Consider the following 17,975-nt stretch of genomic DNA (forward strand, 5'->3'; position numbering starts at 1 on the left):
GGTAGACCTCGTCGCGCGCGGTGTCCACGCCCATCGCCCGCATCGCGTCGCGGGACTGCGCGTCCCGGTACGACCGGTATGCGGCCAGCCGCGCCGACCAGCGGACCAGGAGCCGGGTCGGCCGGTTGCCGATCGTCGCGGCGCCGACGCTGACCAGCGCGACCCGGGTGCCGAACAGTCGGCCGCTCGCGCAGAGCAGGAACAGCGAGTACGGGAAGCCCCACGGCCGCAGCGGCAGCGTGGCCTCCAGGACGCCCATGCCCGGCACGATCACCACGTCGTGCCGGCGCACCCAGGCAGCGGTGCGGAAGACGTCGACGAGTTTGCCCAGACCCTTCGCCGCGACCGCGCCCGCGCGCGACGCGGTCCGGTACTCCCCGCGATACCAGTGCAGCCGCGTCGCGGGGATCCCGAACCGGGTCGTCACGGCCTCGGGTCCGCCGCACAGCGCGTCCACGACCGCCTCCGGGTGTTCGGTGCGGAGGTACCCGAGCACGGCTTCGAGCGATCCGTCGTTGCCGAGGTTGCCGGATCCGAGCAGGCCGAACACGCCGACACGCACCGGAGTTTCATCCGTGGACGTCATCTCTGCCTCCCCTCACGGCCGGCGACGACGGCGTCGACGGAGACCGTGAGCAGGGCCGGATCGACCGGAGCGCGGTCCTCGACCCGCTCGCCGGCGCCCGGCCGGACCCGGCTGGTCATCCATGCGGCCAGGTGGCGGTAGCACGAGCGCCGGTCGGCCGCGGACAACGGCGCCCGCCGGATCGCTGAGGCGAAGCCCCAGACGTACTCGGCGAGCAGCCGGGGCGTCGGGTGCAGCAGGCCCGCCCGGCGCGGGTCGAGATTGACGCACCGGGAGCGCTTGGACGGGTTCGCCCGCTCGGCGCGGGTGGGGTGGTCGCGGCGGAAGTACAGGAGTTCCGGCACCTGGTGGAAGCGCCCGTGCAGGGCGATCTCGGCGACGTACGTGCGGTCCGCGTGGTGGTAGCTGTCCATCGGCTTCACCCGGCGCAGCGCGTCGGCCCGGATCACCCCGTAGAAGTCGTCACCGCCGGGCTCGAACAGCATGCTGCGGAAGCGCTCCGGCGCGTGCGGCGAGTCGGTGGCGAGCGTGTACTCGTACGGGACTGTCACCTGACCGTCGCCGTCGATGACCGCCTGGCCGGTGTGCGCGAGGATCACGTCCGGCCGCTCGTCCAGCGCCTGGACGCAGCGCCGCAGCAGGTCGCGGGCGTAAAGGTCGTCGTGCGAGGCCCACTTGAACAGCTCGCCGCGGGACTCGGCGAGCACATGGTTGTGGTTCGGCGTGGCGCCGATGTTCCGCGGCAGCCGGAGGTACCGGATGCGCGAGTCCTGCTCGGTGTACTTGCGGCAGATGTCCTGAGTCCCGTCGGTCGAGGCGTTGTCGCAGATGACCAGCTCGAAGTCCTCGTAGGTCTGGCCGAGCAGGGCGTCGAGCGACTCGGCCAGGTACTCCTCGCCATTGTAGACGGGCAGGCCGATGCTCAGCCTGGGTTGGGCGGTCATGAGGTCCTCACTTCGGGGAGGGGGTGGTTGTGCTCGCGCAGGGCGGACCGCAGTTGCAGCCACCACACGGCCGAGCCGCTGACGGTCGCGGCGGCGACGCCCCAGGCCGAGCCGACCGTGCCGGCCACAGCCGCCCCGCCGAGTCCGCCGCTGACATAGCAGGCGGAGGCGAACAGTTGGCAGCGCAGGCTGCGCCGAGCCGCGCCGAACGCGCGCAGCCCGGCCGCCGCGCCGGTGCCGAGTCCCGCGCCCGCGACGCCGAGGGTGATGGGCACGATGAGCTGCGAGGCGGAGTGCCAGACGTCGCCGAGCACCAGCTCGCCGAACCGGCCAGGCATCAGCAGCAGCGCCGAGCCCCAGATCAGCGCGCCGGCGGCCTGCCCGCCGCCAAGGAGGAGGCAGAATCTGCCCAGTTGATGCGGGGCCCGCCGCAGCACCCGTGCCGCCTCCGGGACGGTGACCAGCGAAAGTCCCATGAGCACTGCCAGGAACGGGCCGAGCAGGAGCTCGGCGCCCCGCACCGCGCCCACCGCGCCGACCCCGACGATCGCGCCGAGCCCGTAGGCCCGCAACTGGCTCGCGCCACTGAGGCTGACGTTCTCGACCAGGTACCGGTAGCCGAGATCACGCTGCTCGCGAAGCCACCCGCGTGCCTCGGTCATCCGGGGCCCGATGCCGGACTGGATGCAGCCGTACCCCGCCGCCACCGTGGCGGACGCGCCCCAGGCGAACACGAAGGCGGCCACACTGCCCACCCGGGCCGCCACCACCAGGGCCGGGACGAGCGCGACACCCCACACGACGTCGTTGACGAACGCCTTCCGCCCGGCGCCGGCGGCGAAGAACGAGAACCGCCAGGCGTCCTGGAGCAGCAGCCCGGGCAACATGACACCAAGGGCGGCGAACGCGGGCCCCAGGCGGCCGCCGAGGCCGAGCCCGGCCACCAGACACACCGCGCCGATGGCCGTACCGACGCCGAGTGCGGTACCCGTCGACCGGGCCACCGCCCCGCGCCAGGACGTGTCCGGCGCGCCGCTGAAGCGCACCACCAGAGGGTCGGTGGCAAGGCCGCGGGAGACGTTGAGCACCACACCGTAGGTCACCCAGGCCAGGCTGAACACGCCGAACGCGGTCACCCCCAGCGAGCGGGCCACGTAGATGCCCACCGCGAAGTTGCTCACGCTGGAGGCCGCCTGGTCGGCCAGTCCCCAGGACAGCCGGCCGACCATGGCCCGCTTGGCGGTCTGCCGGGCGGGTCCGGCCGGGGCCGCCGGTGCCGTCGTCTTCTCCCCCTCGGTGGTCATCGGCTTCATGCCTTGATCAGTTCGGCGCCGCGCAGGGCGTCGGCGGCGGCGGCCACGGTGTCGAACGGAAGCCCGGACCGCTCGGCGACGTCCAGCAGACTGTGCTCGCCGTCGGAGAGGTTGAGCACCCAGAGCATGGCCATCTGGGCCTGCTTGGTGTCGCTGCGGCCGCCGAGCGCGTCGTACAACCCGCGTCGGCCCAGCTGTGGTTCGCCGTAGGGGCTGAGGTTGAGGTACCGCCGGTTGCGGTCGAGGACGGCGAATGCCTCGCGGCAGACCGCGAGGGTGTCCGCCATCGCGTCCGGGGAGACGAAGTCCAGGTTGTCCGCCGAGGTGTGGTACTCGGGGTAGCCGGCGTACGGGGTGCGGGTGAGCGAGCCCACGCCCAGGTTGAAACCGGGCGAGCAGTACTGCCGCTCGTCGTAGCCGTACGGGGTGAACTCGTTGACGTGGTGCGGGCGTTCGGATGCGGCCAGCACGTGCCGCATCACGCGGTCGATCTCCGCGTCGCCGCGCCTGCTCTGCTTGTACGTCAACTGTCCCGGGTCCCCGGCGCAGGCCAGCACTAGGCCGTGCTTGACCCGTTCCACCCGCTCCGCGTTGCGGGCCAGCCAGGTGATCGCCCCGACGGTGCCGGGCGCGTAGATGAACCGGTAGGTGTAGTACGGCGTCTCCTGCGCCAGCGCGCGGGCCAGGAACGTCGCCACGGCGATACCGGCGAGGTTGTCGTTGGCCAGCGACGGGTGACAGGTGTGGCAGGAGACGATGACCTCGTCGGCGACCTGTCCGGGGACCACGTGCTCGGCGTAGGTGAGGTGGCCGTCCGCGAGTGTGGAGTCGATGCGCACCTCGTAATCGCCGTCCGGCAGCGCGTCCAGGGTCTCCTGGGCCAGGCAGAACCCCCATTCCGGCTTGTAGTAGCTGGTGCGGTACGGCACCCAGGACGGTTGGTCCGGCAGGGTGTGCAGGTGTTCGCGCAGCTCGGCCAACGGCATGGTCGCCGACACCGGCACGCTGTAGCCGAGCACGTGCAGGCTGGACGCGGCGAAGTCGACGACACGGTTGCCGGCGGCGTCGGCGACGTACGCGTCCCGGATGTTCCACTCCTGCGGCACCGTCCAGTCGAGCACCTGCGTCCCGGTCGGCACCTCATGCACCTGCAAGGGGATGTACTCCCCGACGATGTCCAGGGTGGCGCGCACACCGTCGCCGGTGATGCTCCGGCACAGCGGGTACAGCCGCTCCACCAGCGTGTACATCTCTTCGGCGGTGTCGGTCATCGGCGCCACCGCAGGGTGTCGTCGACGGTGCCCGCGTCGGACGCCGCGCGCAGCACGGCAAGCCGGGTGAAACGCTGCTCGAAGTCCTCCCGGGTCAGGTCGAACTTCCGGTAGGCCGCGGCGAGTTCGAGTGCACCCCGCTTCACCGTCCACTCGCAGTCGAAGCCGGGTATCGCGGCGCGGAACCGGGAGAAGTCCACCCGGTACGACCGCGGATCGGCACCGTTCTCCCCGGTGATCACCACCTTCGCGCCGGACACCGCCTCGGCGACCTGGTCGGCGATCTCGGCGACCGTGACGTTGTTGATCTCGCTGCCGATGTTGAAGGCCCGGTCGTGCACGGCTTCGCGCGGCGCGGTCAGCGCGGCCGTGAAGGCGCGCGCGATGTCGGCGGCGTGCACCAGCGGGCGCCACGGGGTGCCGTCGGAGAGCACCAACACCTCGCCGGACAGGAGCGCGTGGCCCACCAGGTTGTTCAGCACGATGTCGGCGCGCAGCCGGGGCGAGTAGCCGAAGGCGGTGGCGTTGCGCATGAACACCGGGGTGAAGTCGCCGTCCGCCAGCGCGTGCAGGTCGTCCTCCACCCGCACCTTCGACTCCGCGTACGGCGTCACCGGGCGCAGCGGGGCGTCCTCGGCGACCAGGTCGTCGCCGCCGGAGGCGCCGTAGACCGAGCAGGTCGACGCGTACAGGAAGCGTCGCACTCCGGCGTCGCGGGCCAGCCGCGCGAGGCGGACGGACGCGTGGTGGTTGATGTCGTAGGTGAGTTCCGGCGCCAGCGATCCCAGCGGGTCGTTGGAGAGCGCGGCCAGGTGGATCACGGCGTCCACCCCGGCCACGTGGTCGGCCGTGACGTCGCGCAGGTCCACCCGGTGCCCCGGCGGGTCCGCGGGCGGCGGGCCGAGCACGCAGTCCGCGAACAGACCGGCGTCAAGCCCGACGACCTCGTGTCCGGCGGCGCTGAGGACCGGGGCCATCACGGTGCCCAGGTAGCCCTGGTGGCCGGTCAGTAGTACGCGCAAGGTTCATCCCTCCAGATTGAGCGTGAGTTTGGTGACGGCGAACGCCTCGGCGTAGCGCGCATGGCATTCGATGCCGCGGATCCGCGCAAGACCGATGAAGGCCTCCCGGTCGAACCAGGGCCGGTGCCGTTGCGAGGGGTAGTGCTCCTGCAACAGCCGCACCTTCTGTTCGGCGGTCTCCGGCGACAGCGGCTGGTACGCCGACGGACGGCCGAGATCGCCGTCCCATTTGACGATCTCGTAGCCGAGCACGAGGTGGTCGCGGAATGCGGTGGGTATCAGCTTCGCCAGGCCGCGGTGATCCTGGTGCGCGTCATCGGTACGCGGCGCGAGCACCAGATCCGGCTCGGTCCCCGCGCGCAGCTCCTCGACCGCGGCCTTGGCCTCGTCCCAGTGCACGGGCATTCGGCCGTCCGGCAGCTTGAGCACCGTCAGCCGCAGATCGGCGCCCGGGCAGAAGGCGGCGAGCGCGGCCCGCTCCTCCTGCTCCCGCGCGCCGCCACCGCCGGAGAGCACCAGCGCGTCGACGCGGATACCCGGCCGCGCGAGGCACAGCGTCAGCAGCGTGCCGCCGGCGCCGATGGCGATGTCGTCGCAGTGCGCGCCCACCGCGGCGATCCGGTCCAGGCGCCCGGCCCCGAGCCGGATCACGCCTTCGCTCCGGCGCCGTGCCTGCTGCCGGTCGTGCTCGCCCCGGCGCCGTCCCGTTCCCACACGGCCCACGGGCGGTCGCCCCGGGTGTAGGCGTCGTCGAGCGCGGCCCGCTCCTTCACGGTGTCGGTCGGCTTCCAGAAGCCGCGGTGCTGATGCGCCACCAACCGTCCGCGCTTGGCCAGTTGTCCACATCCGTCGGCGACCAGGTCCCCGTTCTCCGGTATGTGGTCGAAGACCTCCTGGCGGAGTACGAAGTAGCCACCGTTCTCCCACAGCGGCATGTCGCTCACCGCGGTGATGCCCCCCACCAGGCCGTCCTCGCCCAGTTCCACGCAGTGGAACGAGGACTGCGGCGGCACCACCATCATCGACGCACCGGCGTCGCGCCGGGCGAACTGGTCGATCATCTCCGGCAGCGGGGCGTCGGTGAGCACGTCGGCGTAGTTGGCGAGGAACATCTCGTCGCCGTCCAGGTGGCGCCGCACCCGGCGCAGCCGCTCCCCGATCGGCGACTCGATGCCGGTCTGCGCGAACGTGATCGTCCAGTCCGAGATGTCGGTGGACAGCAGCTCGGTCCGCCCGCCCCGCAGCACGAAGTCGTTGGACGTCGTCTCCTCGTAGTTGAGGAAGAAGTCCTTGATGTGGTGCGCCCCGTACCCGAGGCACAGAATGAACTCCGTGTGCCCGAAGTGCGCGTAGTAGCGCATGACGTGCCAGATCAGCGGTCGCGGTCCGACCATCGCCATCGGCTTGGGGACGTCGTCGGAGGTTCCGTTGCGCATGCGCATCCCGTAACCGCCACAGAACAGCACGACCTTCATGACTTGGCCTCGACAATGCTCAGTTCCGGGATGGGAAAGACCAGCCGGCCGCCCCAGTCGTGCACGAAGGAGAGCTGCTCGACCAGCTCGGCCCGCAGGTTCCACGGGAGGACGAGGACGTAGTCCGGTCTGTCGGCGGCTATCTGCTCGGGCGGCAGGATCGGGATGCGGGTGCCCGGGGTGAACCTGCCGTGCTTGTAGGGGTTGCGGTCGACCGTGTACGCGAGCAGGTCGGGCCGGATGCCGCAGTGGTTGAGCAGGGTGTTGCCCTTGCCCGGGGCGCCGTAGCCGACGACCGTCTCGCCGCGCTCGGCCGCCTCGATGAGGAACCGCAGAAGGTCCCGGCGCACCTTGGCCACCCGGGCGGAGAACTCGGCGTACCCGGACAGCTCCTGAAGCCCGGCGGCCTTCTCCCGGTCCAGTACATCGGCCACCTGCTGTGTCGGCTCGCCGGCCACCTCGATGGGCCGGGCCCACAGCCGGATGGAGCCGCCGTGCGTGGGCAGCAACTCGACGTCCACGAGCGCGAGTCCGCCACTCGCAAGGGCCCGGATCGCGGACGCGACCGTGTAGTACTGGAAGTGCTCGTGGTAGATCGTGTCGTACTGGTTGTCCTCGATCAGGGTCAACAGGTGCTGCACCTCGATGGAGACCCAGCCGTCGTCGGCGACCAGGGCGCGCAGCCCCTGGGTGAACCCGACCACGTCGGGTATGTGCGCGTACACGTTGTTGGCCACGACCAGGTCCGCCGGACCGTGTTCGGCGCGGACGGCGGCGCCGGTGTCCGGGCTCAGGAACTCCGTGAGCGTGGGCACACCCGCGTCCCGCGCCGCAGCCCCGACGTTGACCGACGGCTCGATGCCGAGGCAGCGGATCCCCCGGTCCACCACATGCCGCAGCAGGTACCCGTCGTTGCTCGCGACCTCGACCACGAAGGCTTCCTCTTCCGAGGACCCGATACCCACCCGCTGCACGGCATCCGCGACGAACGTGCGCGCGTGCTCAACCCAGGAGGTCGAGTACGAGGAGAAGTACGCGTACTCCTTGAACGTCTCCTCCGGCGTGATCAGCGGAGGGATCTGCGCGAGCCAGCAGTCGGTGCAGACCCGCAAATGCAGCGGGTACGCGGGCTCCGGCAGGTCCAGTTGGTCCGCGGCGAGAAAGCTCTCGCACGGCGGGGTCGCCCCCAGATCGACGACGCTCGCCAGCGACGCCGAGCCGCACAGTCGGCAACGTGTCATTTACTGCCCCCCATTGATTCCATCCCTATCGGCGGCGCGCTGTCCCCGCCGCCGGACCGCACCGCGATCGCGGTGCGGTACCCCTCCACCAGGCGCTCCAGGCCGACGGCCGGGCTGAAGCCCTGCTCGTAACGGCGCCGGGCCGCCTGGCCCATCTCCTGGTTGCGGGCCGGCTCGGCCGCGATCCGGCGTATGCAGGACGCGAGCGAGGCGGGCTCGCCCGGCCGGTGCAGCAGCCCGGTCACCCCGTCCTCGACGAGTTCGACGAAGGCGCCGTGACCGGCGGCGACGGCCGGGACCCCGGCCGCCATCGCCTCCACGACCACCAGGCCGAACGCTTCCAACCACGTCGAGGGAGCCACCACGGCGACCGAACGCGCGATGGCCTGCCGGCACTCCTCCGCGTCATACAGGCCGACGTACCGCACGTCGTCCCGGCCCGCCGCCCAGGCGGTCACCTCTGGCTCCAGCGGCCCCGTGCCGGCGACCACGAGCGGCACGCCCACACCGCCGCCGGCGGCGATCTCGTCCCACGCAGCCATGAGCAACCGCACGCCCTTGGCCTCCGCGAGCCGCCCGAGATAGAGCAGATGCTCGCCGTCGCCCGCTCGGCGGGCGTCCGGGTCCGGCACGAAGTTGTGCTTCACCGCCAGCCGTTCGGCCGGCATGCCGGCCCGCACCAGGACATCGCGCTGCGCAGCGGAGATGCAGAAGAACCGCTCCACGCCGGACCACCACCGCCGCCGGTTGACCGAGAGGCTGACCGCGAGCGGCACCGTCGCAAGCCGGGAGTTCCGGTAGCAGCCGTGCCGTACGGCGGGCAGCGGCGCCGACCCGACGCACTCGGTGCACGGCCGGCCGTCCCGCTGCAGCGTGCCGGGCGGGCAGACCTGGGTGTAGTTGTGCAGCGTGGCGACGACGGGCACACCGGCGTCGGCGCAGGCGGCAAGCACCGCGGGCGACAGGAGCGGGAAGACGTTGTGGACGTGCACCACGTCAGGGCGTGAGGTGCGAAGCCGGGCGGCGAGCTCCGAGCGGACCGCCGGGTTCCACGGCACGAGCAGCGGCAGCGCGACCTTGGCGAGCAGGGACAGGGTGGCGATGTCGTCGCTGCGCCGCTCGAACACCTCGACCCGGTGGCCGGCCTCGCGCAGCAGAGCCACCTCCTGGTCGACGACCTTGTTCTCCCCGCTCGGCTGCGCCGAGGCGTAGCGGTTGTGCAACACGAGGACATGCATGCTCAGATCACCTCCGATCTCTGGGCCCATCGCGGTATGTGCCGTCGAGGGACTTGGGGCGTGGAGCGGGGAGTGACCGCGGCAGGTGCCGCAAGCAGCGAGGCGGCCACGGCCAGATGCAGCAGATACGGCGAGGCGTCGCCAAGCCCGGCCTCGGTGTACGACGCGATCGCGCAGTAGCTGATCAGGAAGATCGCGCAGGCCCTCGACAGCGACGGTGGCCGCAGCAACGCGACGCCGCCGAGCACGATGATGATCGCCGCTACCAGGGTGACGCCGGTCAGACCCTGCTCGTTGTAAACGGCCAGCCAGCTGTTGTCGATCGGCAGGCCGCCGAACGACTTGTCGCCCAGGCCCATGCCGAACCACTGCTCCGAGCTCGTCCGGGGGGCTGCCAGCAGGGCGTCCCAGACCTTGGCCCGACCGGTGAGGTTGGAGAAGTTCTCCTTGTCCTGTCCGCGCAGGAACCACGCCTGCAGCGCGGAGCTGAACCCCACCGCGGTCACCGTGGCGATCACCACCGTCCAGCCGAAGAACCGGCGGGCGGCGGCGCTGGTCAGGACGAGCGAGCCGATCGCCAGCACCAGCCCGATGAGCAGGCCGAGCGTGGCCGTCCGGGTATGGGTCAGCGCGAGCAGGATGAGTGACGGCACGATGACTACCGCCGCGCTGCCCCTGTCGATCCGGTGCCCCAGTACGAGCAGCACGGTGAGCCCGATGATCACTGCGGCGTACTGTCCGATCTGCGGCGGGGTGAGCGGCCACAACGCGCCGACAAGCCGCCCGCCGTAGAGCCCGGGCATGGCCGCTCCCGGTGAGGCGACCAGGCCGACGGCCACCGACCCGAGCACCGCGAAGTAGATCCGGATGTGGTGCCGTACGAACGTCAGGCCGCCGTCCCACCAGCGGCTGAGCAGCCACAGCGTGCCGATGAACAGAGCAAGCCGGGCGCAGCGGAACAGCGCACCCGACCCGGACTCCAGGCTCGCGCTGGAGATCATGCTCGGCACAAGGAGCAGGGTGAGCAGGAACACGAAGGCGCTGGGCCGGATGCGCAGCTGGAGATTACCTGCGAGCGCCAGCGCGAACGCGGCGACCAGCGCGCCCATGGTGACCATCTGGATGAGGGAGCGGGGCAGCGGGATGATGGTCTTCGCTCCGGTGGAGCCGAGCGTGTTGAGGATCAGCAGCCCCCAGACCGTCCCGACGATCTTCGACGTGTGCTCTGTGTGGTCCGGGCTCATCTCAACCACCGCCCTGTGCGCGGAGGGTGCTGCCCGTGTCCTGCTGGTACGGCGTGCCCTGCCACTGCCCGAAGTCGAGCACCCGGCTCGGGTCGTGGGCGACGAACTTCCACGGTCCGATGTAGACGTTGTCGTGCCAGCGGTTGTTCTGCTTGCCGGTGATCGCCTCGGCGACCCGTTCGCCCTGGTACGGCGACCAGTCCGGATAGGTGCCGTAGTTGGCGAGGACCGCCATGCGGTCGCACTTCACCGTGCACTGGACGACGGACGTGTCCAGCACGAAGCGGTTCTCGTGGATGTCCACCCGCTGGGTCTTCCACCGGCAGTCGGCGTAGAGCGGTGCGGTGGCGATCGCCGGCCGTGCGCAGAGGTCGGTCTTCTTCACCAGCAACGTGCAGTCACCGGACGAGGTGTTGGCCGGGCTGTTGCAGAACCGGTCAGCGTTTTCCCACAGGGTGATCCCGGACCAGTTGTTCTCCAGCACGTTCCGGTAGATCTCGATCTTGTCCGTACGGGCTCGGATCCGTGGTTCGCCGCCGGACTCGGACACGTAGACGGTCGCGAACGGGAAGGTGTCGCCGCGGTCGGCGTACTTGCGGCCCTCGACCCAGTTGTTCCGCCGGATCGTGTTCTTCCGGATGACCGCGTTGTAGCTGGTCTCGTAGATCAGCGCGGCACCGTCGTTGGCCTCCAGCACGTTGTCCTCGATGCGGAAGTCGTTGTTGTTGGTGTCCGCCCACAACCCGGGTCCGCGGTTGTCGTGCACCCAGTTGCCGCGTATGTCGGCGCCGTTGACGGCCCAGAACTTGATGCCTCCGGTGCAGCCGCAGCCTTCCTTCCGCCGCTCCCAGTCGCCGGTGTTGTTGCCGACGATCTCGTTGCCCTCGACCACCAGGCCGCTGATGGAGCCACCGGACTTGTACGCGTTCATTCCGTACTGCCCGTTGTTGCGCAGGCAGTTGGCGCGGACCTGCTGGCGGGCACCGGCCATCAGCCCGGCGCCGGAGTTGTACTGGATGGTCGAGTGCTCGATCAGCCATCCGTCGGCCGAGTCGTGGTTGACCACGCCCTCATCCGGCGGCGCGACGAAATTCTGCACGGTCAGGTATTGAACGGTGACGTTGCCGGCGGTACCGCTGAACGCGTACTGGTTGGTCTTGCGGCCGTCGAGCACCGCGCCCGGCGCACCGAGGTAGCGGTTCCCCTGCTTGGGGACGACCTGGGCGTAGCGGTCCGGGTCGAGCTTGTGCGTCCCCGGCCGAAGCCAGAACGTGGTGTTCGGGGGGCTGCTCTTGGTCTTCGCAGCCAGGTCACCGACCACTGCGGGGTCGACCGCGACCGCGCCCGCCGGCGCCTCCGCCGGCCCGGCCGGGGGCTTGGCGCACACCTGGGTCACGGGTTGGGCCACGGACGTGGATGGCGCGGCGGCCGGCTCCGGCCGCGCGCCCGGCGTGCTCTCACAGCCCGTCGCCGCCAGCAGGACCAGTACCAGCGGTGCCGTCGACAGCGCCCGGTGCCGCCTCTTGATCACCACGCGTTCTCCCTCCCGCGGAACGTGAGTACGGTGGTGAACTCCCCCAACAGCGCGGGGCCGTCGGTGAAGCCGGTGCCGACCAGCGTGGTGCTGGGTTCCTTGCGCCCGAAGCCGGTGGAGTACCAGCCCAGCGGCGGGTCGCTCTCGCCGCGATGCGCCCGCCAACTCAGCTGCCCGGACAGGTCGAGCACCGCGGAGCGGTCCTCGCCGTCCCGGTTCCAGGTGAGCACGGCCCGGTTCCCCACCAGGTCCGCGGCGATCGCCGGGCCGAGGTGGAACGCCAGGCGCACGGCCCGGCGCGGGCCGCGCACCTCGTCAACCACCCGCAACTCCATGGTTGCGGCGGTCAGTTCCACCCGGCGGCGGTGCACGGAGCGCTGGTAACCGTCGTGCTCGGCGCTCCAGCGGGCCACACCTTCGCTGGATGTGTCCGCGACCAGGACGCGGCTGCGGGCATGCCGGGTCCACAGGAACGGCCCGCCGGAGACGGACTGGTCACCGTCGTCCAGTTGCAGGGTGTTGTGGCCGAGGGTCGACCGGAAGTACTGCCGCCACTGGGGCTGTCCGTGGTAGCAGTACGTCCCCGGGTCGGCGAGCACGTCAACCCCGTCGTGCCGGACCTCCACGGACAGCGCGTCCGCGTGGCCATGCGCGGCGATGGACAGGAACCCGTGCGGACCGCCGTCGCAGCGGCACCAGATCTCCTCCGGACCGCGCAGGATGGTGAGCCCCGCGTCGGCGAAGTGGGCCGGTCGGCTTGGCGGGCGGGTCACGGCCGGTGTGGTTCCCATTTCCGCGTACGGCCGGATGAGCGCGGCAAGGAGCTGGGTGCGCACATCGGTGTCGGACACCGTCGGCCACCAGTCGAGTCGGCCGAACACGGCGTCCCCGGTGGCAAGGAGCGAGGCCCAGCGGTCGGTGCCCGCGCCGTCCACGACCAGACCGTACCCGTCGTCCGCGTCCCCCTGGCGCGGCGGCCGCAGCCGGCCGTCCACGACGGCCGCGAGCGCGTCGGTCATCCGCAGCAGCACCAGCCGGATCGACGCGGGGACGGGCACGTCGGCGGCATCCGCCTCGGCCACCGCGGCCATGCCGAGTTCAAGGACGAGTCCGTGATACTCGGTGGCCAACTCGCGGTTGAGGCCGGAGGGGAAGGTGTTGCTTCGCAGCTGCCGCTCCAGCGACCGCAGCGCGTCGGCTCGCCAGCGCGCCGATGAGGGGAACCACCCGAATGCGCAGGCCCCGGCGAACTGCCCGGCGGTCTCGGCGATGACGTGGTTGTTCGCCGAGGACCCCCGACTGGGGAAGGCGGCCAGCCAGCGCTGGTGGTGCCAGATCTGGTTCAGCGCAACCGGGTTGCGCTCGAAAAGACCGGCCGCGCCCGGCCAGCCGTCGAGCAGCCGGCGGATCCACACCCAGGACAACAGCCGGATCCCCAGCTCGATGCCGCTGATCCAGTGCACGCCACGCAGCGGTGGGTTGGCCGTCCACCAGGACCGCAGGTGCTCGGCCACTCGCTCGGCGTACCGCTCGTTCCCGGTGATCGCGTAGGCGGCGGCGAGCACGGTGAGGTACTGGTGCCGGGACAGCTCCCAGATCTGCTTGATGTCCCCGACCGCGTCCTCGTTCCGGTACGGCACGTCGAAGGCGTAACCGGACGGAGCCCGTCGCCCGGTCTTCGGGTCGTACGACCAGTCCGGGTCGGCCAGGTCGTCGCGGTCCACCCCGAAGTACTCGGCGTGCCCGTCCATCAGCCGGTCCGCCTCGGCGATGAGACGTTTCGCGGCGTCCGGTGGCACTGCGGCGATCGTCCCGGCGGGCAGTACCGCGGTGAACCGGGCGCCGGTCACGCTCGGGCAGTCCGGCAGCGCCGACCGCCACCGCCGCCTGCGCACCGCGTCGCCCGCCCGGCCGCCGACCTCTCGCGGTCCCATCCGGGACAACCGCCGCAGGTACCAGCCCGCGCTCATGGTCATCGGGCCCTCGCCAACGTCACCGGCGCGCCGCCGACCAGGCTGGCCCGCACGGCGAGGGTGGCCGCCGTGGTGGCGACCAGCGACTCCAGCGGCACCGGCATCGGCCCGCCGGTCCGCACGGCCTTGATGAACGCGGCCAGCTCGGCGGACTGGCCCTTGTCCCGGGCCTTGGGCAGCCGCGAACTGACCCACCGCTTACGGCCGTATACCGAGGCACGGACGAAGTCGTCGAGCCGCAGCACCTTGCCGTCCGCGATCAGGTCCAGCGTCTCCTTGGGGAAGCCGGGCGGGCCGGTGGTGATGTAGCTGATGGTGGCGGTGGACCCGTCCGGGTAGCGCAGCACGACCTGCAGGTCCTCGTTACCGGACGTGGCGACCGCGTACACCGAGACCGGGTCGGCCGCGAGCAGCCAGCTCGCCGTGTCGATGAAGTGCCCGCCCTCACCGGCGAACCGCGAGCCCTCGGCGCCCTGTTGGAGGTACCAGCTGCCGTGCTGCAGCCGACCTGCGTTGACCAGGTAGCGGAGGCTCGCAGGACCGGTCCTGGCGCCGAACCGATTGCTGGCCTCCTGCAGCAGCGGCGCGAACCGGCGGTTGAAGCCCACCTGCAGCCGGTCGTTGCCGGACTCCTCCACCGCCGCGAGCACGCCTGCCAGCTCGTCCTCGGTGAGGGCCAGGGGCTTCTCGACGAACACCGCCTTGCCTGCCAGCAGTGCCCTTCGCGTCAGTTCGGCGTGCGAGCTGTGCCGGGTGACCACGAAGACCGCGTCGATGGACGGGTCGCCGAGCACGGCGTCGAGATCGGTGGTCGCCTCGGCGAAGCCGAACTTCCGCTGCGCGTTGGCCGCGGACAGCGCCGTCGTGGTGACGACCGTGGACAACTCGACGCCGTCGCGCTGTGCCAGGTGCGGCAGCAGCATCGACGTCGCGTAGTTTCCCGCGCCGACGAACGCAAGGCGCACCTGCGCCTTGGGTGACCCGGCCGTGGTGGGCGCCTTGTCGCTGCGTCGCACCGCGGGCACGGTCACCGCCGGGGCCTGCGCTTCCTCCTTCTGTTCGGGGTACCGGAACAGCACGGCCACGGCCTTCAGGTCGCCGTCCTTCAGGCGCTGGTACGTCTCGACGGCGTCATCGAAGTCGGAGATGTGGGAGACCAGGGGCTCCACGTCGACGCGGCCGCGGGCGAGGAGATCGAGGAAGGACGCCAGGTTGCGGCGCTCGGTCCAGCGCACGTAGCCGATCGGGTAGTCGCGCCCCTCCAGCTCGTACTCCGGGTCGTAGCGCCCGGGGCCGTAACTGCGGGAGAACCGGACGTCGAGCTCTTTCTCGTAGTACGCGTTCCACGGAAGGTCAAGGCGGCACTTGCCGATGTCGACGACCCGGCCGCGGTCCCGGCTCAACCGGGCGGCCAACTCGACGGGTTGGTTGGTACCGCCGCCGGCGGCCAGGTACACCTGGTCCACGCCGTGCCCGTCGGTGAGCTCGACAACGGCGGCTTCCACGGCCGCGGACGAGGGATCGCCGCAGGCCGCGGCGCCCAGGCGCTCGGCGAGCTCGCAGCGCACCGGGTCGGGGTCGACGCCGACGACGCGGACTCCCGAGGCGGTGAGCAACTGCACCACCAACTGCCCGATCAGCCCGAGGCCGATGACCAGCGCCACGTCGCCGAGCTGTGGCTCGCCGCGGCGGACGCCCTGCATCGCGATAGACCCGACCGTGCCGAAGGCCGCGTGCCGTGGCGAGAGGCCGTCCGGCACCCGGGCGTAGAGGTTCTTCGGCACCCAGTTCAGCTCGGCGTGCAGCGCGTGTTCATTGCCTGCGCAGGCCACGAGGTCGCCGACCTTCACATCGTCGATCCCGGTGCCGACCTCCTCGACCACCCCGCACAGCGAGTAGCCCAACGGTGTGTAGGAGTCCAGCTTGCCCATCACCTTGCGGTAGGTGGCCGGCACCCCGTTGGTGGCCACGCTCTGCATCACCTTGGCCACCTGGTCGGGACGGGAGCGGGCCTTGCCCACCATCGACAGGCCGGCCTCGGACACCTTCATCAGCTCGGTCCCGGTGGATATCAGCGAGTACGCGCTGCGGACCAGCACACCGCCCGGCTTGCACCCCGGCACCGGTACGTCGAGCAGCGCCAACTCGCCGCTCTTGTAGTTCTGCACAACCTGCTTCACCCGAACTCCTTTTGTTTCTACGCCGTCAGGGGTGGGTCCGGCCGGAGCCGGAGGTCGCGCCGCGATACCAGTACTCGAGGGTCAGCACATGCCACAGATGCTTGGAGAAGTCCCGCTGCCCGGCGGCGTCCTCGGCGACCATCCGCGCCAGCGCGTCGCGGCGCAGGATCCCGGAATTGACGAGCACGCCGTCGTTCACCACCTCGCGCACCAGCGGTGCCAGATCCCGGCTCATCCAGGCCCGCAGCGGGGCGCTGAACAGGCCCTTGGGCCGGTATGCGATCTCCCGGGGCAGGATCGAGGTGGCCGCCTCCTTGAGGACGGCCTTGCCCTGCCGGCCGACGATCTTGCGATCGCCGGGCACGGCGAACGCCGCCTTGACCACCTCGACGTCCACGTACGGCACCCGCACCTCGGTCGACGCGGCCATGCTGGAGCGGTCCGTGTAGGCGAGGTTCAGGCCCGGCAGGAACATCCGGGCGTCGCCCAGGCACATGCGATTGACGAAGTCGTCGAGTTCGTTGTCCTGGTAGATGTCCGCGTGCTCGGTCAGCACGTCATCGACCGTCCCGGCCAGGTCCGGATTGACCAGGGCGAGCAGTTCGTCCTGGTCGTACATGGTGTAGCTGCGCCGGAACGCGGTCTCCTCCGGCAGATCGGCGAAGGAGAGGAACCGCTTCGCGAAGCGCACCGACCGGTACCCCCGGCGGGCCGTGGCGACCGGCAGCCGGTCCACGGCCCTGGACAGGCCGCGCCGCAGGGGCCGCGGGACGCGCTGGTAGCGCAGCGCGAGCAGGTTGGCCAGGTGCTTGCGGTACCCGGCGAACAGCTCGTCGGCACCCATCCCTGAGAGCATCACCTTGACCCCGGCCTCCCGGGCGGCCTCGCAGATCAGGAACGTGTTGATCGCGGCGGGGTCGCCGATCGGCTCGTCCAGGTGGTACGTCATCTGCGGCAGCAGGTCCAGCACGTTCGGAGCGATCTCGATCTCGTGCAGGTCGACGCCGAACCGCTCGGCCACCTGCCGGGCATAGCGAAGGTCGTCCGGCATCGCCTCGAACTTGGCGTCCTCGGCGCGGAACCCGATCGTGTAGGCGGAGATCCCGGGTTGGTCGCGGGCCGCCAGGGCGGTGAGGTAGCTGGAGTCGAGACCGCCGGAGAGGAAGGTCGCCACGGGTACGTCGGAGAGCAGGTGGCGTCGAGTCGACTCCTCGACGATGGCAGCGATATCCGGCCGCTCGCCGCTGCGGGCCCGCTCCTGGCCCTCGGCGGCGACGTCCCGCAGGTTCCAGTACTGGCCGCGCTCCACCCGGCCGTCGGGCCGGCACCGCAGCCAGCTCCCCGGCGGCAGCTTCTCCGCTTCGCGGAACGCGCAGCGTGAGTCCGGCACCCAGTAGTACAGCAGCGAGGCCACCAGCGCCGCATCGTCCACCTGCAGCGACCCGCCGGTGGCGGCGGCGAGCGCCTTGAGCTCGGAGGCGAACACCAGGCCCGCACCGCGCCGGAGCAGGAACAGCGGCTTGATGCCGAGTTGGTCGCGGGCGAGCACGAGGTCACCGGTTCGCTCGTCGAAGATCCCGAACGCGAACATGCCGCGCAGCCGGGGCAGGCAGTCCGTGCCCCAGCGCCGCCAGGCCTCCAGCAGCACCTCGGTGTCGGAGGTACCGCGGAAGCGCACCCCCGCGGCTGCCAGTTCGCCGCGCAGCTCGGGCGCGTTGTACAGCTCGCCGTTGTACGTCAGGACGAGGCCGTCCGAGACCATCGGCTGGGCGCCGGTCTCGGACAGGTCGATGATGGCCAGCCGGCGGTGCCCCAGGTGCACTTCGCCGTCACCGACGGGGTGGCCGTACCGGCCCGCCCCGTCAGGACCGCGGTGGGCGAGGGTATCGGTGAGCCGGTCGGTCACGACCTTCCCGTCCGGCCATCGGTACGTGCCTGCTATGCCGCACATGTA

14 protein-coding genes are annotated in these 17,975 nt (G+C 71.0%); all 14 read right to left on the minus strand.

What is annotated here, in order from left to right; all coding sequences use genetic code 11:
- A partial coding sequence (locus O3W51_RS15055) for a polysaccharide pyruvyl transferase family protein (RefSeq protein WP_269286136.1) occupies nucleotides 1–586 on the minus strand: 586 nt, incomplete at its 3' end.
- On the minus strand, nucleotides 583–1,530 hold the full coding sequence (locus tag O3W51_RS15060) for a glycosyltransferase family 2 protein (protein ID WP_138352503.1): 948 nt from the start codon (nucleotides 1,528–1,530) through the stop codon (nucleotides 583–585). The genes O3W51_RS15055 and O3W51_RS15060, both read right to left, overlap by 4 nt.
- Complete coding sequence (locus O3W51_RS15065; RefSeq protein WP_138352580.1) at nucleotides 1,527–2,834, minus strand: hypothetical protein; 1,308 nt, start codon at nucleotides 2,832–2,834, stop codon at nucleotides 1,527–1,529. The genes O3W51_RS15060 and O3W51_RS15065 overlap by 4 nt, the downstream gene beginning before the upstream one ends.
- Before the next feature lie 5 nt (nucleotides 2,835–2,839).
- Complete coding sequence (locus tag O3W51_RS15070; protein WP_138352502.1) at nucleotides 2,840–4,123, minus strand: DUF4910 domain-containing protein; 1,284 nt, start codon at nucleotides 4,121–4,123, stop codon at nucleotides 2,840–2,842.
- On the minus strand, nucleotides 4,111–5,136 hold the full coding sequence (locus O3W51_RS15075) for an NAD-dependent epimerase/dehydratase family protein (protein ID WP_138352501.1): 1,026 nt from the start codon (nucleotides 5,134–5,136) through the stop codon (nucleotides 4,111–4,113). The genes O3W51_RS15070 and O3W51_RS15075 overlap by 13 nt, the downstream gene beginning before the upstream one ends.
- A gap of 3 nt (nucleotides 5,137–5,139) precedes the next feature.
- Nucleotides 5,140–5,787 (minus strand): PIG-L deacetylase family protein, encoded by a 648-nt coding sequence (locus tag O3W51_RS15080; protein ID WP_138352500.1) that lies wholly within the window; start codon nucleotides 5,785–5,787, stop codon nucleotides 5,140–5,142.
- Nucleotides 5,784–6,611 (minus strand): glucose-1-phosphate cytidylyltransferase, encoded by an 828-nt coding sequence (locus O3W51_RS15085; protein ID WP_138352499.1) that lies wholly within the window; start codon nucleotides 6,609–6,611, stop codon nucleotides 5,784–5,786. The genes O3W51_RS15080 and O3W51_RS15085 overlap by 4 nt, the downstream gene beginning before the upstream one ends.
- Nucleotides 6,608–7,852 carry a class I SAM-dependent methyltransferase gene (locus O3W51_RS15090; RefSeq protein WP_138352498.1) on the minus strand — a complete coding sequence of 415 codons (1,245 nt, stop codon included), beginning with the start codon at nucleotides 7,850–7,852 and terminating at the stop codon, nucleotides 6,608–6,610. Before O3W51_RS15090 ends, O3W51_RS15085 begins: the two co-directional genes overlap by 4 nt.
- Nucleotides 7,849–9,090 carry a glycosyltransferase gene (locus tag O3W51_RS15095; RefSeq protein WP_138352497.1) on the minus strand — a complete coding sequence of 414 codons (1,242 nt, stop codon included), beginning with the start codon at nucleotides 9,088–9,090 and terminating at the stop codon, nucleotides 7,849–7,851. The genes O3W51_RS15090 and O3W51_RS15095 overlap by 4 nt, the downstream gene beginning before the upstream one ends.
- 2 nt (nucleotides 9,091–9,092) lie before the next feature.
- Nucleotides 9,093–10,334: an O-antigen ligase domain-containing protein gene (locus tag O3W51_RS15100; RefSeq protein ID WP_138352496.1), complete on the minus strand. Its 1,242-nt coding sequence runs from the start codon at nucleotides 10,332–10,334 to the stop codon at nucleotides 9,093–9,095.
- A 1-nt stretch (nucleotide 10,335) separates the two neighbouring features.
- Nucleotides 10,336–11,868 (minus strand): right-handed parallel beta-helix repeat-containing protein, encoded by a 1,533-nt coding sequence (locus O3W51_RS15105; protein WP_138352495.1) that lies wholly within the window; start codon nucleotides 11,866–11,868, stop codon nucleotides 10,336–10,338.
- Complete coding sequence (locus O3W51_RS15110; RefSeq protein WP_198357628.1) at nucleotides 11,862–13,844, minus strand: heparinase II/III family protein; 1,983 nt, start codon at nucleotides 13,842–13,844, stop codon at nucleotides 11,862–11,864. The genes O3W51_RS15105 and O3W51_RS15110 overlap by 7 nt, the downstream gene beginning before the upstream one ends.
- Nucleotides 13,841–16,021 carry a bi-domain-containing oxidoreductase gene (locus O3W51_RS15115; RefSeq protein WP_138352493.1) on the minus strand — a complete coding sequence of 727 codons (2,181 nt, stop codon included), beginning with the start codon at nucleotides 16,019–16,021 and terminating at the stop codon, nucleotides 13,841–13,843. The genes O3W51_RS15110 and O3W51_RS15115 overlap by 4 nt, the downstream gene beginning before the upstream one ends.
- 25 nt (nucleotides 16,022–16,046) lie before the next feature.
- The gene (asnB, locus tag O3W51_RS15120; protein WP_138352492.1) at nucleotides 16,047–17,972 is read right to left on the minus strand and encodes an asparagine synthase (glutamine-hydrolyzing); all 1,926 of its coding nucleotides are present in this window, start codon (nucleotides 17,970–17,972) and stop codon (nucleotides 16,047–16,049) included.
- Between the last annotated feature and the right edge of the window lie 3 nt (nucleotides 17,973–17,975).

Origin of the sequence: Streptomyces sp. H39-C1 (genome assembly GCF_027158125.1) — a bacterium.
Taxonomy (GTDB): domain Bacteria; phylum Actinomycetota; class Actinomycetes; order Streptomycetales; family Streptomycetaceae; genus Actinacidiphila; species Actinacidiphila fildesensis.

Excerpts from the sequence above, each read along its gene's own strand:
- O3W51_RS15090 (WP_138352498.1), bottom strand. The coding sequence starts at position 7,852 with ATGACACGTTGCCGACTGTGCGGCTCGGCGTCGCTGGCGAGCGTCGTC.
- O3W51_RS15110 (WP_198357628.1), bottom strand. The coding sequence starts at position 13,844 with ATGACCATGAGCGCGGGCTGGTACCTGCGGCGGTTGTCCCGGATGGGA.
- asnB (WP_138352492.1), bottom strand. The coding sequence starts at position 17,972 with ATGTGCGGCATAGCAGGCACGTACCGATGGCCGGACGGGAAGGTCGTG.
- O3W51_RS15065 (WP_138352580.1), bottom strand. The coding sequence starts at position 2,834 with ATGACCACCGAGGGGGAGAAGACGACGGCACCGGCGGCCCCGGCCGGA.
- O3W51_RS15060 (WP_138352503.1), bottom strand. The coding sequence starts at position 1,530 with ATGACCGCCCAACCCAGGCTGAGCATCGGCCTGCCCGTCTACAATGGC.
- O3W51_RS15085 (WP_138352499.1), bottom strand. The coding sequence starts at position 6,611 with ATGAAGGTCGTGCTGTTCTGTGGCGGTTACGGGATGCGCATGCGCAAC.
- O3W51_RS15095 (WP_138352497.1), bottom strand. The coding sequence starts at position 9,090 with ATGCATGTCCTCGTGTTGCACAACCGCTACGCCTCGGCGCAGCCGAGC.
- O3W51_RS15100 (WP_138352496.1), bottom strand. The coding sequence starts at position 10,334 with ATGAGCCCGGACCACACAGAGCACACGTCGAAGATCGTCGGGACGGTC.